General features: G+C 42.5%; 26 protein-coding genes and 1 pseudogene. 21 read left to right on the forward strand and 6 right to left on the reverse strand.

Annotated features, from left to right (window positions below; genetic code table 11):
* Window positions 1-14 precede the first annotated feature (14 nt).
* From IGI82_RS01130 to IGI82_RS01160, 7 genes and pseudogenes are all read left to right on the forward strand, one after another.
* Entirely contained in the window at window positions 15-902 is an 888-nt protein-coding gene (locus IGI82_RS01130; protein ID WP_438841720.1) for a hypothetical protein, read from the forward strand.
* A gap of 16 nt (window positions 903-918) precedes the next feature.
* A complete protein-coding gene (locus tag IGI82_RS01135; protein WP_060791603.1) occupies window positions 919-1,395 on the forward strand; it encodes a hypothetical protein in 477 nt (158 codons plus the stop codon).
* Between the two features lie 518 nt (window positions 1,396-1,913).
* Complete coding sequence (locus IGI82_RS01140) at window positions 1,914-2,126, forward strand: hypothetical protein (RefSeq protein ID WP_236596103.1); 213 nt, start codon at window positions 1,914-1,916, stop codon at window positions 2,124-2,126.
* A gap of 14 nt (window positions 2,127-2,140) precedes the next feature.
* Window positions 2,141-2,326 (forward strand): annotated as a pseudogene (locus IGI82_RS01145) (site-specific integrase); the annotation flags it as partial.
* A 366-nt stretch (window positions 2,327-2,692) separates the two neighbouring features.
* Window positions 2,693-3,133 (forward strand): GTP pyrophosphokinase, encoded by a 441-nt coding sequence (locus tag IGI82_RS01150; RefSeq protein ID WP_438841721.1) that lies wholly within the window; start codon window positions 2,693-2,695, stop codon window positions 3,131-3,133.
* A 6-nt stretch (window positions 3,134-3,139) separates the two neighbouring features.
* Entirely contained in the window at window positions 3,140-3,940 is an 801-nt protein-coding gene (locus tag IGI82_RS01155; protein ID WP_087626773.1) for a metallophosphoesterase family protein, read from the forward strand.
* Between the two features lie 115 nt (window positions 3,941-4,055).
* Window positions 4,056-4,352 carry a hypothetical protein gene (locus tag IGI82_RS01160; RefSeq protein ID WP_121260291.1) on the forward strand — a complete coding sequence of 99 codons (297 nt, stop codon included), beginning with the start codon at window positions 4,056-4,058 and terminating at the stop codon, window positions 4,350-4,352.
* A 74-nt stretch (window positions 4,353-4,426) separates the two neighbouring features.
* On the opposite strand, the gene guaA is transcribed toward IGI82_RS01160, so the two are convergent.
* Window positions 4,427-5,992 (reverse strand): glutamine-hydrolyzing GMP synthase, encoded by a 1,566-nt coding sequence (gene guaA, locus IGI82_RS01165; RefSeq protein ID WP_008376418.1) that lies wholly within the window; start codon window positions 5,990-5,992, stop codon window positions 4,427-4,429.
* Between the two features lie 80 nt (window positions 5,993-6,072).
* Window positions 6,073-6,996, reverse strand: coding sequence for a type I pantothenate kinase (gene coaA, locus IGI82_RS01170; protein ID WP_005226828.1), 924 nt, complete (start codon window positions 6,994-6,996; stop codon window positions 6,073-6,075).
* Window positions 6,997-7,342: 346 nt separating this feature from the next.
* Here coaA and IGI82_RS01175 point away from each other — a divergent pair, with 346 nt between their 5' ends.
* The 13 genes from IGI82_RS01175 to IGI82_RS01235 all read left to right on the forward strand — a co-directional run bounded on the left by IGI82_RS01175 (window position 7,343) and on the right by IGI82_RS01235 (window position 21,106).
* The gene (locus IGI82_RS01175; RefSeq protein ID WP_008376416.1) at window positions 7,343-7,948 is read left to right on the forward strand and encodes a class I SAM-dependent methyltransferase; all 606 of its coding nucleotides are present in this window, start codon (window positions 7,343-7,345) and stop codon (window positions 7,946-7,948) included.
* Between the two features lie 251 nt (window positions 7,949-8,199).
* Window positions 8,200-9,219, forward strand: a complete 1,020-nt coding sequence (locus IGI82_RS01180) for a LacI family DNA-binding transcriptional regulator (protein WP_005226832.1) — start codon at window positions 8,200-8,202, stop codon at window positions 9,217-9,219.
* A 123-nt stretch (window positions 9,220-9,342) separates the two neighbouring features.
* The gene (locus IGI82_RS01185; RefSeq protein ID WP_005226834.1) at window positions 9,343-10,644 is read left to right on the forward strand and encodes a pyrimidine-nucleoside phosphorylase; all 1,302 of its coding nucleotides are present in this window, start codon (window positions 9,343-9,345) and stop codon (window positions 10,642-10,644) included.
* A gap of 13 nt (window positions 10,645-10,657) precedes the next feature.
* Window positions 10,658-11,320: a deoxyribose-phosphate aldolase gene (gene deoC, locus IGI82_RS01190; protein ID WP_005226835.1), complete on the forward strand. Its 663-nt coding sequence runs from the start codon at window positions 10,658-10,660 to the stop codon at window positions 11,318-11,320.
* A gap of 54 nt (window positions 11,321-11,374) precedes the next feature.
* A complete protein-coding gene (locus IGI82_RS01195; RefSeq protein WP_005226837.1) occupies window positions 11,375-11,773 on the forward strand; it encodes a cytidine deaminase in 399 nt (132 codons plus the stop codon).
* Window positions 11,774-11,836: 63 nt separating this feature from the next.
* Window positions 11,837-12,955: a BMP family lipoprotein gene (locus IGI82_RS01200; protein ID WP_015508805.1), complete on the forward strand. Its 1,119-nt coding sequence runs from the start codon at window positions 11,837-11,839 to the stop codon at window positions 12,953-12,955.
* A gap of 136 nt (window positions 12,956-13,091) precedes the next feature.
* Window positions 13,092-14,702: an ABC transporter ATP-binding protein gene (locus IGI82_RS01205; protein ID WP_005232559.1), complete on the forward strand. Its 1,611-nt coding sequence runs from the start codon at window positions 13,092-13,094 to the stop codon at window positions 14,700-14,702.
* Window positions 14,695-15,846 carry an ABC transporter permease gene (locus tag IGI82_RS01210; protein ID WP_005226844.1) on the forward strand — a complete coding sequence of 384 codons (1,152 nt, stop codon included), beginning with the start codon at window positions 14,695-14,697 and terminating at the stop codon, window positions 15,844-15,846. Before IGI82_RS01205 ends, IGI82_RS01210 begins: the two co-directional genes overlap by 8 nt.
* On the forward strand, window positions 15,846-16,799 hold the full coding sequence (locus IGI82_RS01215; protein ID WP_005232556.1) for an ABC transporter permease: 954 nt from the start codon (window positions 15,846-15,848) through the stop codon (window positions 16,797-16,799). The genes IGI82_RS01210 and IGI82_RS01215 overlap by 1 nt, the downstream gene beginning before the upstream one ends.
* Window positions 16,800-16,993: 194 nt before the next feature.
* Entirely contained in the window at window positions 16,994-18,160 is a 1,167-nt protein-coding gene (gene deoB / locus IGI82_RS01220; RefSeq protein ID WP_438841722.1) for a phosphopentomutase, read from the forward strand.
* A gap of 10 nt (window positions 18,161-18,170) precedes the next feature.
* Window positions 18,171-18,989, forward strand: a complete 819-nt coding sequence (locus IGI82_RS01225; protein WP_005226849.1) for a purine-nucleoside phosphorylase — start codon at window positions 18,171-18,173, stop codon at window positions 18,987-18,989.
* A 25-nt stretch (window positions 18,990-19,014) separates the two neighbouring features.
* Window positions 19,015-19,719 carry a purine-nucleoside phosphorylase gene (deoD, locus tag IGI82_RS01230; RefSeq protein WP_005226852.1) on the forward strand — a complete coding sequence of 235 codons (705 nt, stop codon included), beginning with the start codon at window positions 19,015-19,017 and terminating at the stop codon, window positions 19,717-19,719.
* A 199-nt stretch (window positions 19,720-19,918) separates the two neighbouring features.
* Window positions 19,919-21,106 carry an iron-containing alcohol dehydrogenase gene (locus IGI82_RS01235; RefSeq protein WP_438841723.1) on the forward strand — a complete coding sequence of 396 codons (1,188 nt, stop codon included), beginning with the start codon at window positions 19,919-19,921 and terminating at the stop codon, window positions 21,104-21,106.
* A gap of 52 nt (window positions 21,107-21,158) precedes the next feature.
* Here the strand turns inward: IGI82_RS01235 and IGI82_RS01240 are convergent, their stop codons facing one another.
* From IGI82_RS01240 to rpiA, 4 genes are all read right to left on the reverse strand, one after another.
* Window positions 21,159-21,806: an SGNH/GDSL hydrolase family protein gene (locus IGI82_RS01240; RefSeq protein WP_438841724.1), complete on the reverse strand. Its 648-nt coding sequence runs from the start codon at window positions 21,804-21,806 to the stop codon at window positions 21,159-21,161.
* Between the two features lie 101 nt (window positions 21,807-21,907).
* The gene (gene gpmA, locus IGI82_RS01245; protein WP_005226871.1) at window positions 21,908-22,594 is read right to left on the reverse strand and encodes a 2,3-diphosphoglycerate-dependent phosphoglycerate mutase; all 687 of its coding nucleotides are present in this window, start codon (window positions 22,592-22,594) and stop codon (window positions 21,908-21,910) included.
* Window positions 22,595-22,788: 194 nt separating this feature from the next.
* Entirely contained in the window at window positions 22,789-23,370 is a 582-nt protein-coding gene (locus IGI82_RS01250) for a recombinase family protein (RefSeq protein ID WP_005226873.1), read from the reverse strand.
* Between the two features lie 150 nt (window positions 23,371-23,520).
* Window positions 23,521-24,195, reverse strand: coding sequence for a ribose-5-phosphate isomerase RpiA (rpiA, locus tag IGI82_RS01255; protein WP_010748612.1), 675 nt, complete (start codon window positions 24,193-24,195; stop codon window positions 23,521-23,523).
* Between the two features lie 304 nt (window positions 24,196-24,499).
* Here rpiA and rpsL point away from each other — a divergent pair, with 304 nt between their 5' ends.
* Window positions 24,500-24,913 carry a 30S ribosomal protein S12 gene (gene rpsL / locus IGI82_RS01260; protein WP_003127956.1) on the forward strand — a complete coding sequence of 138 codons (414 nt, stop codon included), beginning with the start codon at window positions 24,500-24,502 and terminating at the stop codon, window positions 24,911-24,913.
* Window positions 24,914-24,944: the final 31 nt, after the last annotated feature.

Here is a 24,944-nt window from a genome sequence, read left to right on the forward strand (position 1 = left end):
TGAGAGGAAAAAAAATGTTATCTGAAAAACAAGAAAAATTAAAACAAATGCTGCTAACACCTATTGTGGTTGATAAACTTACCAATACAATTCAAAAAGAAGGCGACACAATAAAAAGCGCTCAAGTATATAGAGGTGTGGAAGACCCCGACATGTCTGATGTATCAATTGCTTTTTACGAAATCATCTATAAAAATACTATTCCCAAAAATAAACAAGGCGAATTTAATGTATTTGGAAAATCTGATGATAAAGGAAATATTTATATTAATGATTTTGCCAATGTTTCTTTTGCTGGTGATACAATGAACTCTTTTAAAACAATTTCTGGGAAATTGATTAAAGAGTTATCAATAGATGGAGAAAAAATAAATAAGCAATACTATATGCCCAATGATTCAAAAGGACGAATGAGATTGATATTTGACAGTGATGCTGATGAGTATACTCAAAAGATATTTTATGAATTTTATAAACTGTATCATAGTTTAGCTAATTTTTGGATAATACCTATAGAGATGGGAAGAAAGAGTTCTAAAACAATTTCTATAGATAATTTTGAATTTAGAACACAAGATTATATGGGAAGGTTTTTGAGTGAAATTAGGAATAATTGGAACAGATTGAAAAAACAAGGATTATACAATTTCTATTTTAAAAATTTTGAAGATTACAGCGAATTTATAGAAAAGCATTTTATTATTGAAACGGACTATTTAGAATCTCCAAAAGATGAAACTGAAAACTTCGGTTCACTGAATGAAAAAGATGCTGTTAGCATTGTTTCAGGAATGATTACTGCAATTAAAAATAGAGCGGAACTGTTATCGAAATCAGAATACGCCGAACAATTATGGATTTTACTTAGCAATATCCCAACAGATAGCTCTGATAAATTGTAAATAGGGAGTATGACAAATGGCAAGGGTATATAAAGCAGTCAGATTGGCTTATGAGGCTAAAATTTGGATAGACAAACTAATTATTCATAGAGAACGAGAACTAAAAAATGAACTAAAAAATGGCTTGATTAATAAACTAGAAACAGACATGCAAGAACATTACAGTGATTTGCTGGATGGGATATCATTCAATGTGGTGTTAAAAGTATCAGCTGGTAGTGTTATAGAACAAGCTTACAGATATTGTAAAAAACAAAATTTCACTGATGACGATTGGGAAAAAATTCAAAATCGCATGGATAGAACAATTGTAAAAGAAAATTATAAAGATAAATCTTCCGTTACGCCCCGACTTTATTTAGATGAAAATGTATTAGATGGCTTAGAGGAATATCGTTACCATTTTAAAAGTGATGAGCCTAGTAAACGTCTACCGCGATTAAGTTATATCATTAAATTAATTATTTTTGCCTTTTATAGTCAAATCGACTAGAAAGTTATTTTTCTAAATAGTTTAGTCGCTATTTAGAATTTTATTTCAAATAAATGTTTACATGTTGTACCACGATATCTAATAGAGGGTGTTATTATGAAAAAGTGGAACAAGCAAGCCTTATTCTAAAAGAAATCGAATACTACTTACAATTCGATACCCTATAACGTGAATACGCCGAAAAAGCATACTCAAAGCATTATCAAAAATTGAAAGGATTGAAAAAAATGAACGCTGATAATTTTCGTTTCTACTTTTTCTTAGCTCTAGGTATAGGGCTAGCCATAACAAAGGTGACTGGCTTAATGTTTGGTTTACTAGCCGTAGTCAGTTCCCTCAACAACAAATTAACCCCCTCGAAGTGAGTGAAATAGGGAGGTAGTCGCCCCAGCGACTAAACGGAGTGTCCGAGTCTTTTCACTCACTTTGTGGGGGCCAGTCGGGCGGTTTTTGCCTGACACTTAACTTGATATATAAAACAACATCTGCTCGTTTGAGCGCGCGCTGAGAGGTGTGTGATGTCTAAAGAAACTCGTGCGTATAATACTAAAATTATTGAAACTTCCACCTATATTGAGGTGTATCAGTATGATGAACCTATTTTCTATAGTTATTCTGTTGAAAATGAAAATGGTTCACGTCAATTAGATTGGTTAATTGATAGTAATACACGTCGAACTTATGATGAGCTACCAACTATTGAGAAATATGATAGCTTAAAGCGAAAATAACAACATTATGAAGAAATGCGTTGGTCGTTCGTGATCGCTTAGGTCATGAAGATATTCAAACAACTTTGGGAACTTACGGACATTTATACGAGAACGCTAACAAAGAAGTCGCTAAAAAATTAACGAATACTATTGAAATGCCTAAGGAAAATGCGCAACGGAAACTTACAGGCAATCAGTATGTGAAGCATAAAGAATGACGAGGTGTATCAATATGGAAAATACTGTTTTTGATTCAGACAAATTTAAAGGGTAAAAAATACCGAAATATGATTCTAAATCTGGTGTTTGGGCTGTTGATACAGGTAATCGTGTTGAATTTGGCGATATGTATTATGTTTTATCGGAATTTATTGAGGACGGGTTACATTATAGTTTTAATACCTTAATAGCCGGAGATGTACGGCGAGACCATGCACATTCTTTTGATTGTGTCGTTTCAGCTTTACTCAAGAATGTCACCCATTTTTCAATTGTCGGATTTGAGAAAGATTATTCTCAGCAAGAAATAAATTTTCTCAATGACATTCAGACCAAAATTTTAAAAGAAAGTCGGGATTGCCAACATGACAGAATATGATAAATTTAAAAATATGGCTATCGAGGTAGCGAAAAAAGCTCACGTTCGTCCAACTGACAAAGGTGGTGAACCTTACTTTTTTCATGTTCAGCGAGTGGCAAATTCATTAACAGATAAAAATTCTAAAGTTGTTGCCTATCTTCATGATACTGTTGAAGACACAGATATTACTATTGAAAAACTGAAAGAGTTAGGTTTTCCATACACGATTGTTTCGGCAGTACAGGGTTTGACGCATGAACGTTATCAACCCTATTTTGGCTATATTGTAGAAATTAAGAAAAATAAACTAGCCACTATGGTAAAACTTGCAGACTTAAAAGATAATATGAATCTTTCAAGAATTACTTCCCCAACTGAAAAAGATTTTGAAAGAGTTAAGAAATATCAAAAGGCGTTTAAAATATTAGAGTTAGAGGGAGAGTGATTCAAAATGAGAACACTTTTAGTGGGCGATTTACACTTAACAGCACAAATAATCTTGCCAATGGTTGAGCAGAAAGTTAAAGAATTAGGCATTAAACAAGTGATTTTGCTAGGAGATTATACAGACGCATACGAGCAAGAAAAAAACGTTGATCTTTACATGAATGAATTAGACTATTTGTTCATATGGAAATCAAAGATGAAAGTTTTCGGTGTCGAAGTGATAAATCTCTTAGGAAATCATGACGTGTCTTATTTGACGGTTACACCTAGAAGGTATTCACTGCAAAGTGCAGATGGATTTCTTTCAGTCGGTCGAAAGCTGTTGAAGTTAAATCTGCAAATTGCCTTTCAGTTAGATGATTATTTGATTAGTCATGCTGGTTACACCCAAGACTTTAATTTAGAAGATTGGCATTTTGAAACAATAACTGAAAATTTAATCGACAATTTAGATGATTTAGAAGACCATGTCGGCAAAGCAAGAGGTGGGAAATACTTTTTAGGTAGTCCATTATGGGCTGACTTTGACCATGAATTAAGCTGTTTGCCAAATCCAAAGTATCAAAAACAAATTGTAGGGCATACACCGCAAACGAAAATCACGACTGTTCATAAGGGAGAGTCTGAACTTGTGGGAATTGATACATTTACGATTATTCCAATTAAAAGAAAACCTTTTTTCAAAGAAATTGGTAGTGGAGAAATTTTACTTTATGATAATGGCACACTAATACCAATTCAAGTGGATTGGCAAAGTGATGAAGTGTTTAATAAGTTGAACGAAATATTTGAAAAAAATTCATAGTATTGCTAAGTTATATGGCATTTTATTAGATTTTAAAAATGGTCGATGACTGTTGATGATAAAGAAATCTTTTTGAATAGAAAATATCTTTAGAACATAATTAGGAGGTTGTTGTATGCGGAAAAATCAAGTATCTATAAAAATTGAAAGATTTGGCAAAGATATACCAGATGAGTTTAAAGAATTGAATATGCAAGTCATGTCTGTTTATGCTGATGGAAATGATTTATATGAAACATTATGTGGAGCTTTTCAGTTAGCCTTAAATGAAGTTGCTAAATATGAACATAATAATTTCGGATGTAGAGAAAGTTATGATTCTTTAGAACTTACACAAAGAAAAGTTAAGGGGTTAAAATTATGTAGAAAAATAAAACATGATTTTTCTGATTCTAACTCAAAAGAAGAGTAAAAGCTAATGGTTGAGTAACCTCGAGAAAAAGAGCCTAGACACCCTATAAATAAAGGGTTCTAAGCTCTTTTTTCTTATTCCCACTCCACAGTAGCAGGTGGTTTGCTCGTAATATCATACACGATCCGATTGACGTGTGCGACTTCGTTGACGATGCGGACGCTGATTTTTTGTAGGACTTCCCATGGGATGCGGGCAAAGTCAGCGGTCATGCCATCGATTGAAGTGACTGCACGGATGCCGACGGTATAATCGTAGGTCCGGCCATCACCCATGACACCGACGGAGCGGATGCCTGGTAAGACGGTGAAGTATTGCCAAATGTCGCGGTCTAAGCCGGCATTTGCGATTTCTTCCCGCAAGATGGCGTCCGAGTCGCGGACGATCGTTAGTTTTTCTTCTGTTAATTCGCCAAGGACACGAATGCCTAGACCTGGTCCAGGGAATGGTTGGCGCCATACGATGCTGTCTGGCATACCAAGTTGAGTTCCTAATTCACGGACTTCGTCTTTGAACAAGGTGTTCAATGGTTCGATCAATTTGAATTGCATGTCTTCAGGTAAACCACCCACATTGTGGTGTGATTTGATGGTTTGAGCAGTCTCGGTCCCTGATTCGATGACGTCGGTATAAAGGGTTCCTTGGGCAAGGAAAGAAACGCCTTCTTCGCCAGCTAGTTTGGTTGCTTCATCATCGAAGACGTACACGAATTCATTTCCGATGATCTTGCGTTTTTCTTCAGGATCAGAAACCCCAGCAAGTTTTGATAGGAAACGTTCTTTGGCATCAACTTTGATGATGTTCAAGCCGAATTTGCCGCCTAAGCTTTCCATTACTTGCTCGGCTTCGCCTTTACGCAAGAGGCCGTGGTCAACAAAAATACAAGTCAGCTGATCGCCGATCGCTTTTTGTAAAAGAACACCAACGACAGAAGAATCGACCCCGCCTGAAAGACCAAGCAAGACTTTTTTGTCGCCCACTTGTTCGCGGATTTTTGCGATTTCCATATCGATGAAGTTGTCCATTGTCCAATCACCTGTACATTGACAAACGTCAATGGCAAAGTGACGCAATAAGTCGTTGCCGTATTCTGAATGGCGAACTTCTGCGTGGAATTGGATACCGTACATTTTGCGCTCGGCATCTTGGATAGAAGCAATCGGGCAATCTTTGCTCGTTGCCACGACATCAAAGCCTGCAGGTGCTTGAGTGACCAAGTCCCCGTGGCTCATCCACACGGTTTGGGTTGCGGGCGTGTTTTGGAAAAGGGCCGCTGCATCAGAAGTGACTTCCAATTCTGCTTTGCCGTATTCACGGTTTTTGGCAGGTTCAACTTTTCCGCCTAATTTATAAGTAATCAACTGCATGCCGTAACAGATCCCTAAAACTGGGATGCCTAACTCAAAAATTTTCTCGTCGATGCCGAAAGAGTTCTCGTCGTAGACGCTGTTTGGTCCGCCAGATAAGATGATCCCTTTTGGGTTCATCGCTTTTACTTCTTCAGCGGTAATGCGGTGGCTCAATAATTCTGAGAAAACACCGAACTCACGAATACGGCGTGTAATCAGCTGGTTGTACTGACTACCGTAATCAAGTACGATAATTTTTTCGACGTTTGGCAAAGTGTCAACGTTTGTCACAATAAATTACCTCAATTCTTTTAGTTTTTATTGAAAAAAGGCTGGGCCTTTTCAACAGCATAATCATAAAAATGAAGCGGTCAATACTTGCGCAAGAACACTTCATCGATCAAATGGTGCTTTGTTTTATGAAGAATTATATCGGCTCTGCTGCGTGTAGGCAAGATATACTCGTGTAAATTCTTTAAATTCACATTTTTCCATACTTCTTTTGCCATTTTAATCGCTTCCTTGCGATCCCCGATCGCATATTGGTAATAATAATTGCTGGGATCTTGAAAGGCCGTGTCTAGTAATGATTCAAATCGTTCCAAATACCATTTTTCGATCAGTGCTGGTTGGGCATCAACGAAAATTGAAAAATCAAAAAAGTCACTGATATAGATTTGTTGGTTGGCAGGCAGTTGCAGGGTATTGATGCCTTCCACGATCAAGATATCTGGTTGACTGATCGTTTCATACGTATCAGGAATAATATTGTAGACTTCATGGGAGTAGACGGGGATCTGAATGTCTGGTTCTCCTGATTTGACTGCATTCAAAAAGTTGATCAAGGCTTCCATGTCATAACTTTCTGGAAATCCTTTGCGATTCAAGCTGCCGCGTTCCTCCAAGACTTCGTTCGGGTACAAAAAACCGTCAGTGGTGATCAGTTGGACGGTTCTACGGGGAAACAAACGGGCCAACAAATTTTGGACGAGCCGTGCGGTGGTGCTTTTGCCGACGGCGACACTTCCAGCGATGCCGATGATAAAAGGCGGCATTTTGACGTAGCGGTGTAAAAAGAGTCCCTTGCTGAGGGTCAAGGATTCAAACTCTTTCATATAAAGATGAATCAGATGGCACAAAGGCACGTAAACATCTTCCACATCTTGGACCGAGATCCGGTCGTTCAAACTTTTAATATTATCCAATTCTTCTTGAGTGAAAGGCATCATGCCGTTCGTATAAAACCCTTGCCATTGCTCACGAGGAATTTGATAAAAATTCATGGTTTCTTGCATAGTAGGCTCCTTTTTTGCGGCATCATCGGTTTCTATTAGAAGCGACGGGCCACTGTTCGAAAGTATTTTACCATAGAAACTTGCGGAACTTGGAAAAAAGACATGATTTCCTTTGCAGAAACAACAAAAAACTGTTTTTTCGTTGTTTTTTTTGCTGAGCGTTTACTTCTGGCTGTTTTTCGGTATGATTAGAAAGAAGCAGCAGACAAATCTTGCAGGGCTTTTTTACTGGTGATTTCACTATGTTCACTTGTTCGAATAGAAGAAACAAGGAAAAACTAGTAGAAACCAGTAGAAACCAGTAGAAAAAACAAGCGAAGAGGAAATAGAAGAAAGGAGCATAACCATGAGTAATCATTACTATACAGAAAATCCTGATACGGCCCATGATTTTGAACAGTGGTCGTTTGAATTAAGAGGAAAGAAGTTTCATTTTGTGACAGATAGCGGGGTGTTTTCCCGTGACACGGTGGACTATGGCTCGCGGGTGCTGATCGATGCGTTTGAGTGGGGGGAGCTGCCAGAAGGAAGTCTGCTGGACGTTGGGTGCGGCTACGGACCTGTTGGCTTAGCGTTAGCTTATGCGAGTCAACGACCTGTCGAGATGATCGATATCAATCAGCGGGCAGTGGATTTGGCAAAAGGCAATGCCCAGCGTAACGGCATTGAACAGGTAGATATCCATCAATCCAATATCTATGCCCAATTAAATCAACCTGCTTATGCGGCGATCCTCAGCAATCCGCCGATTCGGGCAGGAAAAGAAGTCGTTCATGAGATTTTGACGGGGGCGTTTCCTTTGCTTAAAGCAGGCGGGACTTTAACGATCGTGATCCAAAAGAAACAAGGGGCGCCGAGTGCTCAAAAGAAAATGCAAGAGACCTTTGGCAATGCCGAAATCATCAAAAAAGACAAAGGCTATTACATCATTCAAAGCGTAAAAGAAGCGTAGCTGCTCCTTGATTCTCAACAGATCAAAGGCATCGCCAAGACAAGCACTGGTTAGCGGCAACTGGACCAGTTGGTTTCTCAAAAAAGCCTTTTGTCATCAGCCTTTGGGGCAATCGCAGCTCCGCTAAAAGAGCTGTCTGTATCAGCGGGCCACTTTTGATCAACGAAAAAGAAAGTCGCACACTTGTTGAAAGTGTGCTATTTTTTTTGAGAAAAATTTGCTACACTTTAGGCAAGAGAGGAGAGAAGCAGATGAAATTGACGATTAAACAGATTGCTGAAATGGCTGGCGTCTCTGTCACGACCGTGTCGCAGATCCTAAACAATAAAGGCAGCCGTTTTAGTGAAGAAACCCGAAAGCGGGTCTTAGATATCGTAAATAAATATCACTATAAGCCGGATTTTTTTGCTTCGAATCTTATCAACCGCCATTCAAAAACGATCGGAATGATCGTGCCTGATGTGACGGATTTCTTTTTCTCTAAAGTCATTGAAGGGGCGGAAAGTTATTTCAATCCACTAGGTTACATGCTAGTGTTATGCAATTCGCGCCACAGCCAAGAAAAAGAGGTTCAATATTTGAATGAACTGTCTCATCGTTCGGTAGATGGCATCTTATTAGCGACGCCGCATTTGCTGCCAGAGGATTATTCCTTGAAGAGCGGGTTCTTTGATGACCGACCAATTATTTTAGTCGATCGTGGGATCAATCAACGGGACAATGGTCGTTTGATCGTGAAAGAATACGAAGGCGCCTACCAAGCCGTCAGCTATTTGATCAAAAATGGTCACCGCAACATTGCGATGCTCAAAGAAATCACCGGCTACTATCAATTAGAGGAACGGTTCAATGGCTATCGCCATGCCTTAAAGGATCATCAGATCCCTTTTAAAGGCCGATATGTAGAAAATGCTGAATTAACGGTTACTGGCGGGTACGAAGCAACGAAGGAATTATTGAAGTACAAAGAGATCACAGCGTTCTTCTGTGGCAACGATGCCATGGCGATCGGCTGTTATCAAGCGATTTATGAGGCGGGCAAAAAAGTACCAGAAGACTACTCGGTGATCGGCTTTGATGCCTTGAAATTATCGGAATACATCACACCACCGCTTACCACGGTCATGCAGCCGACTTTTGAGATCGGGTTTACCGCAGCGAAGTTTTTAGTGGACGCCATTGAGTTTCCGACACGGCGAATTCCAAATAAGATTTTTGATACAAAATTAATTATTCGTGAGAGCGTGAAGACATTGACAAGCGAGAAATAATGCGGTATATTTCTTCTTGTAAGTGTTTTCATAGTTTTGCGATATTTAGTAAACTGTTTTACTAAAGTGGTTTACCCTACGAAAAATTATTGTATAATGTTAAAGGAAGCGAGGGTCATTTCGATGCGAATGGTGGATTTAATTGAAAAGAAACGTGACGGCAAGTCATTGACGAAGGAAGAAATTGACTACATTGTAACTGCGTATACTGAAGGAAGTATTCCAGATTATCAAATGAGTGCCTTGTTGATGGCTATTTTTTATGTAGATATGACAGATGAAGAGATCACGAACTTAACGCTAGCAATGGCAAATTCTGGTGAAGTGATCGACCTATCCTCAATTGAAGGAATCAAAGTCGATAAGCATTCGACTGGCGGTGTTGGTGATACGACCACATTGATCTTAGCGCCCTTAGTGGCTAGTGTTGGCGTACCAGTTGCGAAAATGTCTGGGCGCGGCTTAGGCTATACTGGTGGGACGTTAGACAAGCTTGAAGCGATCCCTGGATTTAAAATCGAGCTTTCTGAAGCCGACTTTATCCGATTAGTCAACGAAAGCAAAGTGGCCGTGATCGGTCAATCAGGAGATTTAGCTCCTGCAGACAAAAAACTGTATGCCTTACGAGATGTGACGGCAACGGTTAGTTCGATCCCATTGATCGCCAGCTCGATCATGAGTAAAAAAATCGCGGCAGGTGCCGATGCGATCGTGTTAGATGTAACCACAGGCGATGGCGCCTTTATGAAAAACTTGGAGGATGCCAAACGCTTAGCCCAAACGATGGTCCGCATCGGAAAATTGGCAAATCGCCAAACGATGGCAGTCATTTCTGATATGTCACAGCCTTTAGGGGAAGCGATCGGCAACAGTTTGGAAGTGGTGGAAGCCATTGAGACACTGCAAGGAAAAGGACCGAAAGACTTGGAAGAAATGTGCTATGCACTGGGCAGCCAAATGGTCGTTTTAGCGAAAAAAGCTGATTCATTGGAAGAAGCACGCCAACTGTTGGAAGAAGCCCTGCATTCAGGCAAAGCGTTAGAAAAATTCAGACAGATGATCACAGACCAAGGCGGAGACGCTACAGTGATCGATGACCCGAGCAAGATTTTGACAGCGAAATATGAAGTGGAAGTCCCAGCGAAAACGAGCGGCGTGGTGACGAAATTAGTTGCCAATGAGCTAGGGATCGCGGCGATGATGTTAGGGGCAGGTCGTAAGACCAAAGACGAAGACATCGACCATGCCGTGGGCATCAAATTGCATAAGAAAGTTGGCGAATCCGTAAGCAAAGGAGAATCGCTATTGACGATCTATAGCAACACCGAAGCAATCGAGGATGTCAAAGCATTGATCGACCAAAATATTGAAATTGGGGAAGATGGCGCAGAACCGCCATTGATCCATGACATTATTACAGAATAAGGAGCGAATAAAAATGGAATTGAATCGCATGATCGACCACACGATTTTGAAAGCAGACGCAACGGAGGAAGATGTTTTACGAATCATCGAAGAGGCAAAAACCTATCACTTCTATTCTGTCTGCATCAATCCAACGTGGGTTTCATTAGCAGCAGAAAAATTACAAGGCGAACCAACGGCTGTTTGTACCGTGATCGGTTTTCCTTTAGGGGCAAACACATCTGAGGTCAAAGCTTATGAAACAACAGATGCGATCAAAAACGGCGCAGATGAAGTCGATATGGTAATCAACGTAGGTGCCTTGAAATCAAAACAATACAAAAAAGTTCAAGCAGACATCGAAGCAGTCGTTGAAGCAGCCAAAGACAAAGCGCTTGTCAAAGTAATCATTGAAACAGCGTTATTAGACAACGAAGAAATCGTCAAAGCCTGTGAATTAGCCAAAGCAGCTGGTGCAGATTTCGTGAAAACCTCAACTGGCTTTTCAACTGGTGGGGCAGTCGTTGAAGATGTTCGCTTGATGCGTGAAACAGTAGGACCAGAAATGGGTGTCAAAGCTTCTGGTGGTATCCACAACGAAGCAGAAGCTGCAGCTATGGTCGAAGCGGGCGCAAACCGCTTAGGAACAAGCGCAAGTGTTGCTATCGTGACTGGCTCAACAGGTGCTGGCTACTAAGCTTAGCATTATTAAGTAAAGTAGCAAAAAATAAAAATAAGAGCGGGGAAGACAATGACAATAGCGAAAAAAGAGTGGATCGACACCGCCGTTTCCGCCTTAGATAAAGCGTATGTGCCGTACTCTAAGTTTCCGGTCGGTGCTTGTCTCGTTGCCAAAAATGGTACGATATATCAAGGGATCAACATTGAAAATGCCTCATATGGCTTAACAAATTGCGCAGAACGAACCGCTTTTTTCAAAGCCGTTTCTGAAGGCGAAAAAGAGTTTCAACATTTGGTTGTGGCGGGTCATACGCCAGAACCGATCTCTCCTTGCGGTGCTTGCCGCCAGGTCATGGTGGAATTTTGTGCGCCAGATATGCCGGTGACCTTAGTCGGCGATGATGGTGTCATCAAAGAAACCACGGTAGAAGGCCTATTGCCTTATTACTTCACGAACAAAGATTTATAAACCATGTTCATTCAGTCGATGCGGCTGTTGAAAAAAACTATATTTTTAGGGGGCTTTACAGCAATGAAAAAAGCAAAATTATTTAGTTTAGGTATTGTTGCAGTAGCTGGGTTGACTTTACTTGGTGCTTGTGGCGGAGGAAATTCAGGTTCAACTGATTCAACTGGCGGAGGTTCTGCAGACGGTACGACTGATGCAGCGCATAGTGTCGCAATCGTTACCGATATCGGTGGGGTGGATGACCGTTCATTCAACCAATCAGCGTGGGAAGGCTTAGAAGCATGGGGTGAGGAACACGGGATCGCTCGCGGTGCTGGTGGTTATGACTACGTGCAATCAAATGAAGCTTCAGAATACACAACCAACGTAAATGGTGCCGTTCAAAATGGTTTCAAAACAGTTTTCGGTGTGGGTTACTTATTGAAAGATTCAATCGCAGCAGCAGCTGACCAAAACCCTGATACACAATTCGGAATCATCGATGATGTGATCGAAGGCAAAGACAACGTTGTTTCAGCAACATTTAAAGATAACGAAGCAGCTTACTTAGCTGGTTTTGCCGCAGCGTATACAACCAAAACAAACAAAGTCGGCTTCATCGGTGGTGAAGAAGGCGTCGTTATCGACCGTTTCGAAGCTGGTTTCATGAAGGGCGTTCAAGACGCAGCTGAAAAATTAGGCAAAGAAATCACGGTTGATCCTCAATATGCAGCATCATTTGGTGATCCTGCTAAAGGGAAAGCATTGGCAGCTTCAATGTACCAAAGTGGCGTTGACGTAATCTTCCACGCATCTGGTGGTACTGGTGCAGGTGTCTTCCAAGAAGCAAAAGCAATCAATGAACAATTGAACGAAGCAGACCTAGAAGACAAAAAAGTTTGGGTCATCGGTGTGGATAGCGATCAACAAGACGAAGGAAAATACACAACTGCTGACGGCAAAGAAGATAACTTCACATTGGCTTCAACATTGAAAGGTGTTGGCGCAGCGGTACAAGATATCTCAACTCGTGCGTTAGAAGACAACTTCCCTGGCGGCGAACACATTGTTTACGGCTTGAAAGATGGCGGTGTAGACATTACTGAAGGGTTCCTTTCAGATGATGCCAAAGCAGCGATCGAAACAGCGAAACAAGACGTGATCGACGGCAAAGTAGAAGTACCAGAAACACCTGAAAAATAAAGTTGTTTTTTCGGTTATCTTGCCCTAGTTTAGGGCAAGATGATCGTTGTTGGATTACTATGTTGATGAAAGCTACGGGTTTTCATGAGGATAGTAATCATCCTAAGCAATAGCAATTATTTTTTTGACATGACGAATGGTTTGTATAAGCGAATTAGAAAGTAAGGATGTGAGTAATTTGGCTGAGGAAAAATATGTTGTAGAAATGCGTCATATCACCAAAGAGTTTGGAACGTTCAAAGCCAATGACGATGTCAACTTGCAAGTAAGGCCAGGAGAAATCCACGCATTGCTTGGTGAAAATGGAGCGGGCAAGTCGACCTTGATGAATATGCTGTCAGGATTATTGGAACCAACATCTGGTGAAATCTGGATGAATGGTGAAAAAGTGAATATCACGAGTCCGACCGCAGCAAACAAATTGGGGATCGGTATGGTGCATCAGCATTTCATGCTGGTAGACGCCTTTACTGTAACAGAAAATATCATTTTGGGGAGCGAACCACATCATCTCGGTGTGTTAGATCGCAAGAAAGCCCGCAAAGAAATCAAAAAAGTTTCTGAACAATATGGTTTATCGGTTGATCCAGATGCTTATGTGCGTGACATCTCTGTTGGGATGGAGCAACGGGTAGAGATCTTGAAGACTCTTTACCGCGGCGCAGATGTACTGATTTTTGATGAACCAACGGCAGTTTTGACACCGCAAGAAATCGAAGAGCTGATCGAGATCATGCGCGGATTGGTACGTGAAGGCAAATCGATCATCTTGATCACCCACAAACTGGATGAGATCAAAGCGGTGGCAGACCGCTGTACAGTTATCCGTCGGGGGCAAGGGATCGGCACTGTCAATGTCAAAGACGTCAGCTCCCAACAGTTGGCCGATATGATGGTTGGTCGTTCTGTGTCCTTCAAGACACCGAAGAAAGAGGCGTCACCAAAAGAAGTCGTGCTTTCTGTTGAAAACTTAGTTGTAAAAGAAAACCGTGGCTTAGAAGCAGTCAAAAACTTAAGCTTAGAAGTACGTGCAGGTGAAGTATTGGGGATTGCTGGGATCGATGGCAATGGGCAATCAGAGCTGTTACAAGCCATCACTGGTTTACGGAAAGTCGAAAGCGGCAAGGTCTTGCTGAATGGCGATGACATCACCAACTTCAAGCCTCGGAAAGTCACCGAAGCCGGCGTTGGTCATGTGCCAGAAGACCGCCATAAATACGGGCTTGTCTTGGATATGATGTTATCAGAAAACATCGCCTTGCAAACCTACTACAAAAAACCTTTGAGTAATGCAGGTGTCTTGGATTATGGAGAGATCAACGAGTTTGCTCGTGACTTGATTCAAGAATTTGATGTACGAACAGTCAATGAGATCGTACCGGCACGAGCATTGTCCGGCGGGAATCAACAAAAAGCGATTATCGCACGAGAAATCAGCCGCGATCCTGATCTATTGATCGTTGCCAATCCGACCCGTGGGTTGGATGTCGGAGCGATCGAATTTATCCACAAACGCTTGATTGAACAACGGGATAAGTTCAAAGCTGTTTTATTAGTCAGCTTTGAATTAGATGAAATTTTGAATGTATCAGACCGCATTGCTGTTATTCATGCTGGTGAGATCGTTGGGGTCGTTGATCCGAAAGAAACATCAGAGAAAGAGCTTGGCTTGTTGATGGCAGGGTACTCCTTGGAGGAAGCAAGACGAGAGCTGCAAATGGAGGAAGTAGGTGGTTCGGTTGAATAACCGCAAAGAAAAGATCCGCAATATATTAGTGCCGATCATCGCTGTCTTGTTGGGATTCGTCCTTGGCGGAATCATCATGGCGGCCTTCGGCTACAGCCCGATCACAGGGTATACACAAATGTTTCGGACCGTTTTTATCAACGGACAAACAGGTGGGTTAAATGCCCGCAACATTGGTGAGATTTTTGTTACAGCAGGACCATTGATCTTTACCGCTCTGGGGTTTGCCGTTGCAAACTCAGCCGGATTCTTCAATATCGGTCTTTCTGGTCAAGCGCTAGCAGGTTGGGTTGCCAGTATCTGGGTCGCACTAGCGATGCCAGATGCGCCTCGGTTGGTGGTCTTGCCATTAGCCGTGATCGTAGGGGCTTTATGCGGGGCGATCGCAGCTGCGATTCCTGGTTTCCTACGGGCATTCTTTGGAACAAGTGAAGTCATCGTGACGATCATGATGAACTATATTTTGCTTTATACGGGGAACCATTTAGTCAATAATGTGATGAGCGAATCCATGATCACGACAAAAGGGGTCACAAAAATGGTGGGGGAAAATGCCTCCATGCAGACGCCGTTTCTAGCAAGCATCACGAGCAACTCTCGCTTGAACTTAGGGATCTTCTTAGCCTTGATCTTCTTAGTTTTGGTTTGGTTCTTGATGAAAAAAACCACTCTTGGTTATGAAATCCGCGCGGTGGGCTTGAACCCAAGCGCTTCTGAATATGCTGGGATGAGTAGCAAACGGACGATCATTATCTCCATGATCATCTCTGGAACACTTGCCGGATTAGGTGGAGTCGTTCAAGGACTAGGAACGTTTGAAAACTTCTTCGTTCAAGGGTCATCATTAAGCATCGGGTTTGACGGTATGGCTGTATCCTTGTTAGGAAGCGGCTCATCGATCGGAATCTTGCTTTCAGCCCTCTTGTTCAGTATTTTGAAATTAGGTGGACAAGGCATGCAGTTTGCAGGTATTCCATCTGAATTAGTTGATGTTAATATCGCAATTATTATTTTCTTCGTAGCGATCAGTTTTGTGATTCGTTTCTTGTTGGCAAAAATCTTTGACGGCAAAAAAGAAGCGCTGGTCGTACAGGAGATTGAAGCCCAACCAAACGATCAAGATCAGGAAGGAGGAACCATCTAATGGATATTAGTTTAATTTCTTCGATCGTCACTCAAACATTGATTTATGCGTCTCCTCTGATTTTGACGGCGCTAGGTGGCGTGTTCTCAGAGCGAAGCGGGATCGTTAACGTGGGTCTTGAAGGAATCATGGTTATGGGTGCTTTTAGCTCGATTGTTTTCAATATTGAATTTGCGTCACAATTTGGTGCGTGGACACCGTGGTTAGGGATGCTCGTCGGCGGACTTGTCGGTGTGGTTTTCTCCTTGCTGCATGCGGTGGCAACCATCAACTTCCGTGCCGACCACATCATCAGTGGTACGGTGATGAACTTGATGGCACCAGCTTTGGCCGTGTTCTTAGTCAAAGCGATCTACAACAAAGGGCAAACGGATAACATCCAACGGACATTGGGGTATTTCAATTTCCCGATTCTTAAAGATATTCCTATCATTGGCCCGATTTTCTTTAATCAAACATTCTTACCGGCGTACTTCGCTATTTTGATCTCAGTGATCGCGTGGTTCGTGATTTTCAAAACACGCTTTGGGTTGCGTCTTCGTTCTGTCGGTGAGCATCCACAAGCAGCGGATACCTTAGGGATCAATGTTTACGTGATGCGCTACTCAGGTGTCTTGATCTCTGGTTTCCTTGGCGGGATGGGCGGTGCCTTGTTTGCTCAATCGATCGCGGGTCGCTTTGCCGTGACAACGATCGCCGGTCAAGGGTTTATCTCGATGGCTGCGATGATCTTTGGTAAATGGAATCCACTTGGTGCGATGGGCGCAGCGATTTTCTTCGGTTTTGCGCAAAACATCAGTATCGTAGGTGGCCAACTGCCAATCATCTCTTCCATTCCAGCGGTTTACTTACAAGCTGCGCCTTATGCCTTGACGATCATCGTGCTCGTTCTTTTCCTTGGAAAAGCCGCTGGTCCGAAAGCTAACGGGAAGAACTACATTAAATCTAAATAATTTTTTCAGTATGAAAGGGTGGGGCTATGGGACATGAATGTGTTGCTGTGTCCTGCCCTTTTTCTATCCTCTGGGTGAAAGGAAAGCGTCAGGAAATTTCCAAAGCAACCCAGCGCAATTTTTGCTTAAGTTTAGTATGATAGAGGTAGTAGATCCGCTTGAAAAAGCATAAAATAAAGAAAGTAGGGAATAGAATGTTTAAACGTGTACACTTGATCGTGATGGATTCAGTCGGAATTGGTGAAGCACCTGATGCGGCAGCTTTTGGTGATGTCGGTTCAGATACATTAGGCCATATTGCAAAAGAAGCAGGCTTAACGATCCCTCACTTGGAACAATTAGGCCTAGGTACGATTCGTCCTTTAGAAGGCGTAAAGGCGGTAGCTGACCATGATGGGTATGCAACCAAATTGGAAGAAGTTTCTGTTGGGAAAGATACGATGACGGGGCACTGGGAGATCATGGGCTTGAATATCCAAAAGCCTTTCCGCGTATTTCCAGATGGGTTTCCCGATGAATTATTGCAACAGATCGAAGAGTTCTCTGGACGCAAAATCGTCTGCAATGCGCCATATTCTGGGACAGCAGTCATTGATGACTTTGGCGAACATCAAATGAAGACCGGGGATCTGATCGTTTACACTTCGGCTGACCCAGTGTTGCAGATCGCCGCTCATGAGGAAATCATTCCATTAGGAGAATTGTATCGTATTTGTCAGTACGTTCGGGACATCACGAAAGATGAGCCGTATATGATCGGCCGCATCATCGCGCGTCCTTATGTCGGTGAGCCTGGAAACTTTACTCGTACGAGCAATCGTCATGACTACGCACTCGATCCATTTGGCCATACAGTGTTAGATTCATTGAAAGAAGCTGGAAAAGACGTGATCGCCGTTGGGAAAATCAATGATATCTTCAACGGGCAAGGAATCACCGATTCTGTACGGACGAAGAGCAATATGGACGGTGTGGATCAATTACTGAAGGTGATGAAACAAGACTTTACGGGTCTAAGCTTTACGAACTTGGTCGACTTCGATGCGCTTTATGGTCACCGTCGCGATGTCGTAGGATATGCCCATGCCATTGAAGATTTTGATTTGCGTATTCCAGAACTTTTAGAAGCAATGGGAGACGAGGATCTGTTGTTGATCACAGCTGACCACGGCAATGACCCAACCTTTACGGGAACGGATCACACGAGAGAATATGTGCCATTATTAGCGTACAGCAAGAAATTCCAAGGCCAAGGCAAATTGCCACAAGGCTACTATGCGGATATTTCCGCAACGATCGCTGAAAACTTTGGTGTTTCAGCTACAGAAAACGGAACAAGCTTTTTACAACATTTAAACTAGAGGTGATGAAATGACAACGTTACATGAGAAATTACAAGAAACAACGGCATTTATCCAAGAAAGCGGCGTCGGTGAAGTGGAATTTGGGTTGATTTTAGGATCTGGCTTAGGTGAATTAGCCGATGAGATCGAAAACCCAATCGTGTTGCCATACAACGATATCCCGCATTTTCCTGTTTCGACAGTGGTTGGTCATGCAGGACAATTGGTCTATGGAACATTAGCTGGGAAAAAAGTCTTAGCGATGCAAGGACGATTCCATTATTATGAAGGCCATTCGATGCAGACGGTTACTTACCCCGTCCGTGTGATGGCGGCATTGAAAGCTCACTCTTTAGTCGTGACCAATGCCTGTGGCGGCGTAAACGAAAGCTTCCAGCCGGGAGACTTGATGTTGATCACCGATCAAATCAACTTTATGGGGGACAACCCACTGATTGGTGAAAACGAAGAAGAAATGGGTCCACGTTTCCCAGATATGAGCCAAGCCTACCATTTGCCTTATCGGGAAGCGGCACAAAAAGTTGGTGCATCAAAAGGATTGCACTTAAAAGAAGGCGTCTATATGGGCTTCTCAGGTCCTACGTATGAAACGCCAGCAGAGATCCGCTTTGCTCGGACGATCGGCGCCGATGCTGTCGGTATGTCGACTGTCCCGGAAGTGATCGTTGCTGTTCACAGTGGCTTGAAAGTCTTAGGTGTTTCTTGTATCACAAACTTGGCTGCTGGTATGCAAGCGAGCTTGAATCATGAAGAAGTCGTGGAAACGACGGAACGGGTCAAGGCAGAATTTAAAGCGTTGATCAAAGAAACGTTAGCAGTACTATAAAAAGCAGACCAAAGGAGAAAAACGAATGAGCGTTCATATCGAAGCAAAAGCAGGCGAGATCGCAGACAAAATCTTGTTACCAGGTGATCCACTGCGGGCAAAATATATTGCTGAAACATTTTTAGAAGACCCGATCTGTTACAACAACGTTCGGGGGATGTTGGGTTATACAGGCGTTTATAAGGGCGAGCGGGTCTCTGTCCAAGGAACCGGCATGGGCATGCCTTCAGCGAGTATCTATGCCCATGAATTGATCAACTCTTACGGCGTGAAGAAATTGATTCGGGTCGGTACGTGTGGTGCCATCTCAAAAGATGTCCACGTGCGTGATCTTGTGATTGCCCAAGCGGCAGCAACAAGTTCATCGATGGTGGCAAAAAACTTCCAAAGTTTCCATTTCCCACCAATCGCTGACTTTGCACTGTTGCGTAAAGCCTATGATACAGCGATTGAATCAGGATTTACGACTCACGTCGGCAATATCTTATCTGAAGATACCTTCTACAAAGATGACATGACGGAAACGTTACAGTTGGCAGACCTTGGGGTGATGGGTGTTGAGATGGAAGCCGCAGCCTTATACTATTTAGGGGCGAAATTCCACGTTCAAACCTTAGCGATCTGTACCGTCAGCGACCACATCATCACTGGAGAAGAAACAACGCCAGAAGAAAGACAAACGACATTTAACGACATGATCAAAGTTGGCTTAGAAACAGCGATCGCGTAAAAAAAGATACCGCAGGATCGGTGCATGAACGATGCGAAGGCTGCTTGCTTTTGATAGAGCAAGCAGCCAAATCGTATTGGTTTGCATGCAACCGAGAATGTGTTATCTTTTTTTGTTGGCAAAAAGCCACGAAGAAGCGTTGCACTTTTGCCAGAAAATGGTTTAATGAAAAGAAAAGGTGTAAAAAGGAGACGAGACAATGAATAATTTTACGTTTCATGTAACGACGGACATTCGTTTTGGGAAAGACCGTCTGAACGAGCTGCCAGAAGTACTGAATACATTTGGAAAAAACGTCTTGCTAGTCTATGGTGGCGGCAGTATCAAGAAAAACGGCTTGTACGATGCAGTCATGGCGCAATTGACTGCCAACGGCAATCAAGTCACTGAATTGACTGGTGTCGATCCAAATCCACGAATCGAAACCGTTCGTCAAGGAGCCGCTCTTTGTCGTTCAGAAAAGATCGACGTCATTTTAGCTGTTGGCGGCGGTTCTGTAATTGATTGCAGCAAAGTGATCGCTGGGGCGGCTTGCAGTGAGCAAGAGCCTTGGGACTTAGTTCTTTCCAGAAGCTATCAAGGACCAGCGATTCCATTAGTAACGATCTTGACCCTTGCGGCTACTGGCAGTGAAATGAATCGCGGCGCGGTGATCTCTAATCTAGAAACGAAACAAAAACTTGGTGTTCACGGACCCGAATTTTTACCGAAAGTATCTTTTTTAGATCCAACAACGACCTTTAGTGTCAGTCGCTATCAAACGGCTGCCGGTTCAGCGGATATCATGAGCCATCTGATTGAAAATTATTTCAGTAAAACAGAAGGAACAGATGTCCAAGACGGTGTAGCAGAAGGATTGCTAAAAGCAGTTATTAAAAATCTGCCCATCGTATTAAATGACCCCACAGACTATGATGCACGGGCGAATTTGATGTGGGCGAGCACCTTAGCCTTAAATGGTTTGACTGGAAGCGGCAAGGGTGGTGCTTGGTCTTGTCATGCGATGGAGCATGAGTTGAGTGCGTTTTATGACATTACCCATGGCATCGGCTTAGCGATCCTGACCCCACGCTGGATGCTTCATGTGTTGAATGAAGAAACGGCGCCGAAATTTGCGCGGTTTGCTAGAGAAGTCTTTGGTGTCCAAGAAGCAGTGCCAGAATTAGCTGCCCGAATGGGGATTCAAAAACTGTATGACTTTTTTGCTTCTTGCGATATTCCGATGACTTTGCCAGAAGTAGGGATCGCCGATGACACCCATTTTGCTGAAATGGCGGCTCAAGCAGTTCAATTCAGCTCTATTGCAACAAATGCGTATGTACCGCTGCAAGAAGAAGACGTGATTGCAATCTACCAAGATTCCTTGACTCCTTCAACCTATCTTTAATCATAAAAAAGACCGTTCCTGCGACTTGGTTGTCGCGGAGCGGTCTTTTTATTTACCCTTCAGAAGAAAAAGCCAAACGGGCCATTAGCTGATCTGCAATCAAGGCGTGTCCAGCAGGAGTGGGGTGCACACCGTCATCGCCTGTCAGTGTCTGCGGGGAGCTAGCAACGGCTGCTTCGGCAAACAAGCCATCCAGCGGCAGCAGTTGACAATGAAAGGCGGCAGCTAAGTGACGAACGATTTGGATTTTCGGATCAAGATCGATCCGCCAGGTTTGGCGATTCTCAGGATATGGCAAAACAAAAGGTTCCAGCAAGAAAATGCGCGTGATCCCCTGTTGGGTCACTTGTTCCAGAATTTGACGGTAGGTTGCCTCAAAGGACGTTGCCGCAGCTTCTGAACCAAAATCGGGACCACCGGCATTGTGCCACGTGTCGTTGATCCCAATCATAAAGACCAAGACGTCAGGTGTTAATTGAAGGCAATCTTCTTGGAGACGGGCTAAGACGTCGGCAGCTTTGTTGCCGCCGATCCCCCGATTATAAAAGGTAAATCCTGCAGTGGGGAATGTTTCTGCCAGCTGATCGGCAACGAGACGGGCAAACCCATGTCCTAAATCGTGGGGATCTTGGCGATCACGATCGCAATCTGTGATGCTGTCACCTAAAAATAAAACGGTATCATTTTTGACTAGTTTCATAGTAAGCTCCTTTCGAGTACGCCCTCAATTATAAAAGAGGGGGGAGGAAATGCCAATAAAAAAACTGCCCTTTTTTAAAAAAGGGCAGCGATAAGCGAGGCTTATAAGTAGTATTTTTTCGCAACAGTCAAATCATCGTTCAATTCATAAACAAGTGGTTGACCAGTTGGGATCTCAAGATCCATGATATCTTCGTCAGAAATACCTTCGATATGTTTTGCTAATGCACGTAGAGAGTTTCCGTGAGCCGCAACTAAGACAGTTTTGTCGTCTTTTAATGCTGGGGCGATTTCATCTTGCCAGAAAGGCAATGCACGTTCTAAAGTAACTTTTAAGTTTTCTCCACCAGGTACGTCGCGAGGGTCAAGCATTGCATAACGACGGTCGTTTGCAGCAGAACCTTCATCTGAAGCTTCCATCAATGGAGGTAAAACATCGTAAGAACGACGCCAGATGTGTACTTGTTCGTCACCGTATTTTTCAGCAGTTTCTTTTTTATTTAAACCTTGTAATTTACCGTAATGACGTTCGTTTAAGCGCCATGATTTGATCGTTGGTACCCAAAGTTGATCAGAATATTCTAAAATGTAATTACAAGTTTTGATGGCACGAGTTAAAACAGAGGTGTAAGCAACGTCAAATTCGATGCCTGCTTCTTTGATTTTACGTCCGCCTTCGATTGCTTCTTCGACACCTTCTGGCGCTAGATCAACATCAGCCCAACCGGTAAACTGGTTTAATTTGTTCCATTCGCTTAGTCCATGACGAGAAAATACTAATTTTGGCATGTAAAACTCTCCTTTAGATATTCGATATTTTTCTGAAATTTTCAATTCCGTATTTATTGTACACTCTTTCTCAAAGAATTTCCATGGTTTTGGAGGAAAAGCTGGGGGAAAACGCCATTCTTAAGGAAAAACAAAAGGGGATCATTAAAAAGAGGACCGCTTTTGTTTCATGCTGTTCTAGGGGGAGTCGACAACTATGAACGTAACTTGTTCCATTCTTCTTCGGATAATTTTATGTATTTATAGCATGTACCTACAGAAACACCGCATTTTTCAGAAATATATTGAATCGTTTCTTTTTTCTCGTAGTACAATTGACGGATTTTTTTGATCGTTTTCGGATCGATTTTTGGACGACCGCCAATTTTGCCTTTTTTGCGGGCTTTATTTAAACCGACCAGCGTGCGCTCTTTGATGAGTGAGCGTTCCATGATCGCAAGTCCTTCCATTAAATTGAAGTAAACCTGTCCCATCGGACCGCGGGTATCGATTTGTTCTGCCAGTGAAACCAGATGAAGCTCTCGCTGTTTTAATAGATCAGTGAGATCGGTCAGCTGTCTGGTGGTTTTCCCTAAACGATGCAGTTCCGTAACGACTAAGGTGTCGCCGGGCTGCATTTGTGCCACCACTGACTCCAATGAATGATTTTCTTCACTTTCTTCCACGCTAAATGTCTCATGGAAAAATTCATGACACCCAAATTCTTCGAGCTTGTTTAATTGTTCACTTGTTGAGTTGTCGGTGATCGTTGAACGAGCATAGCCTATGATTTTCATAAACCCTCCTACCTTTCCCTTTTTATTGAATGTATCATAATTATTTCTTAAATGATAGGGTAATTTGCACAAAAAATAATAAAAATTAAGTCGATTGAAGAAAAATAACGAAAAAAAGAGAAGCATTATTGCTCCTCTTTTTTGTTTCCTTTATCTAACGTGCTTGGTACTCGGGCCTTCAGGCAATCCGACAATGATCGTATGGACCATATCCAAAAACAGACCGTGTTCAACCACGCCTACTGTAGCATCTAATTCCTGTGCCAACTCAGTAGGAGCGGTGATCGTTTCTAGATGAAGATCGATGATGTAATTGCTACAATCGGTTTTTAACGGTTCACCTTCTTCATTCAGACGCAGTTTTGGATGGTAGTTTTTCTTCTCGAACAGACGCAGCAGCTGTTGGCTGCCATAAGGGATCACTTCCACTGGCAACGGGAAGGCACCAAGTGTTTCGACCATTTTCGATTCATCAACGATCCATAAGACTTTTTTGGAGTTAGACGCCACGATTTTTTCGAATAAAAGGGCTGCACCGCCGCCTTTGATGCCATGATAATCCTGGCTGATCTCATCTGCACCGTCGATCGTAAGATCCACAGCGTCCACTTCATCGATGGTGCGAATCGGGATACCTAATCCTTCTGCTTGTTTTTTCGATGCCCAAGAAGTTGGGACACCCGTGATCGATAGACCTTCTTCTTTTACCCGTCGACCCAGTTCTTCAATCATGTAGTAGGCTGTTGAGCCAGTGCCCAAGCCAACGACCATGCCATCTTTTACATAACTAGCCGCTTCAATGCCGACCATTTCTTTTAGGTTCATTTTCTTCCCGCCTTTTTTAAATAAATGCTTTGTCTCTATTATATAGGAAGAAGCGCAAAATTTGCGGATTTTTTCGTAACAGATTTCTTTTGAAAAAAGCTTAGGTGGATACTTGACAGGTAAGAATAAGCATGATATTCTATCAAAGGTGCTTTATCTACAGGTCTCTCGTTGGAGACGTGCTGACTGTCTATCAAAGCATAGTTGATATGAATGCAGAGAATGCATTATTTTTTATCGCAAAAAAAGAACCACCTGGATGTGTGGGACTATAAAGCGAATCAAGGAAGGAGGACAACTAGGGATGCCTACAATTAATCAATTAGTACGTAAACCTCGTAAATCCAAGGTTGAAAAATCAAATTCACCAGCATTGAACAAAGGATATAACAGTTTCAAGAAAGCTCAAACGAATGTTAACTCACCTCAAAAGCGTGGGGTAGCTACTCGTGTGGGAACTATGACACCGAAAAAACCGAACTCAGCTCTACGTAAATATGCGCGTGTTCGTTTGTCAAACTTGATTGAAGTGACAGCTTATATTCCAGGTATCGGACACAACTTACAAGAACACAGCGTGGTCTTGTTACGTGGTGGACGTGTAAAAGACTTACCAGGGGTACGTTACCATATCGTTCGTGGTGCATTGGATACTGCCGGTGTTAACGATCGTAAACAATCTCGTTCTAAATATGGTACAAAACGTCCTAAAGCTTAATCTTTAAGACAAACAGATCAAATGAATCTTA

The sequence above is a fragment of the Enterococcus sp. AZ067 genome (assembly GCF_051715005.1).
GTDB classification, from domain to species: Bacteria; Bacillota; Bacilli; order Lactobacillales; family Enterococcaceae; genus Enterococcus_D; species Enterococcus_D casseliflavus.

Coding starts and splice junctions, on each gene's coding strand:
- IGI82_RS01130 (WP_438841720.1), top strand. CDS start 15: ATGTTATCTGAAAAACAAGAAAAATTAAAACAAATGCTGCTAACACCT.
- IGI82_RS01135 (WP_060791603.1), top strand. CDS start 919: ATGGCAAGGGTATATAAAGCAGTCAGATTGGCTTATGAGGCTAAAATT.
- IGI82_RS01140 (WP_236596103.1), top strand. CDS start 1,914: ATGTCTAAAGAAACTCGTGCGTATAATACTAAAATTATTGAAACTTCC.
- IGI82_RS01150 (WP_438841721.1), top strand. CDS start 2,693: ATGACAGAATATGATAAATTTAAAAATATGGCTATCGAGGTAGCGAAA.
- IGI82_RS01155 (WP_087626773.1), top strand. CDS start 3,140: ATGAGAACACTTTTAGTGGGCGATTTACACTTAACAGCACAAATAATC.
- IGI82_RS01160 (WP_121260291.1), top strand. CDS start 4,056: ATGCGGAAAAATCAAGTATCTATAAAAATTGAAAGATTTGGCAAAGAT.
- coaA (WP_005226828.1), bottom strand. CDS start 6,996: ATGCAAGAAACCATGAATTTTTATCAAATTCCTCGTGAGCAATGGCAA.
- IGI82_RS01175 (WP_008376416.1), top strand. CDS start 7,343: ATGAGTAATCATTACTATACAGAAAATCCTGATACGGCCCATGATTTT.
- IGI82_RS01180 (WP_005226832.1), top strand. CDS start 8,200: ATGAAATTGACGATTAAACAGATTGCTGAAATGGCTGGCGTCTCTGTC.
- IGI82_RS01185 (WP_005226834.1), top strand. CDS start 9,343: ATGCGAATGGTGGATTTAATTGAAAAGAAACGTGACGGCAAGTCATTG.
- deoC (WP_005226835.1), top strand. CDS start 10,658: ATGGAATTGAATCGCATGATCGACCACACGATTTTGAAAGCAGACGCA.
- IGI82_RS01195 (WP_005226837.1), top strand. CDS start 11,375: ATGACAATAGCGAAAAAAGAGTGGATCGACACCGCCGTTTCCGCCTTA.
- IGI82_RS01200 (WP_015508805.1), top strand. CDS start 11,837: ATGAAAAAAGCAAAATTATTTAGTTTAGGTATTGTTGCAGTAGCTGGG.
- IGI82_RS01205 (WP_005232559.1), top strand. CDS start 13,092: ATGGTTTGTATAAGCGAATTAGAAAGTAAGGATGTGAGTAATTTGGCT.
- IGI82_RS01215 (WP_005232556.1), top strand. CDS start 15,846: ATGGATATTAGTTTAATTTCTTCGATCGTCACTCAAACATTGATTTAT.
- deoB (WP_438841722.1), top strand. CDS start 16,994: ATGTTTAAACGTGTACACTTGATCGTGATGGATTCAGTCGGAATTGGT.
- IGI82_RS01225 (WP_005226849.1), top strand. CDS start 18,171: ATGACAACGTTACATGAGAAATTACAAGAAACAACGGCATTTATCCAA.
- deoD (WP_005226852.1), top strand. CDS start 19,015: ATGAGCGTTCATATCGAAGCAAAAGCAGGCGAGATCGCAGACAAAATC.
- IGI82_RS01235 (WP_438841723.1), top strand. CDS start 19,919: ATGAATAATTTTACGTTTCATGTAACGACGGACATTCGTTTTGGGAAA.
- IGI82_RS01240 (WP_438841724.1), bottom strand. CDS start 21,806: ATGAAACTAGTCAAAAATGATACCGTTTTATTTTTAGGTGACAGCATC.
- gpmA (WP_005226871.1), bottom strand. CDS start 22,594: ATGCCAAAATTAGTATTTTCTCGTCATGGACTAAGCGAATGGAACAAA.
- IGI82_RS01250 (WP_005226873.1), bottom strand. CDS start 23,370: ATGAAAATCATAGGCTATGCTCGTTCAACGATCACCGACAACTCAACA.
- rpiA (WP_010748612.1), bottom strand. CDS start 24,195: ATGAACCTAAAAGAAATGGTCGGCATTGAAGCGGCTAGTTATGTAAAA.
- rpsL (WP_003127956.1), top strand. CDS start 24,500: ATGCCTACAATTAATCAATTAGTACGTAAACCTCGTAAATCCAAGGTT.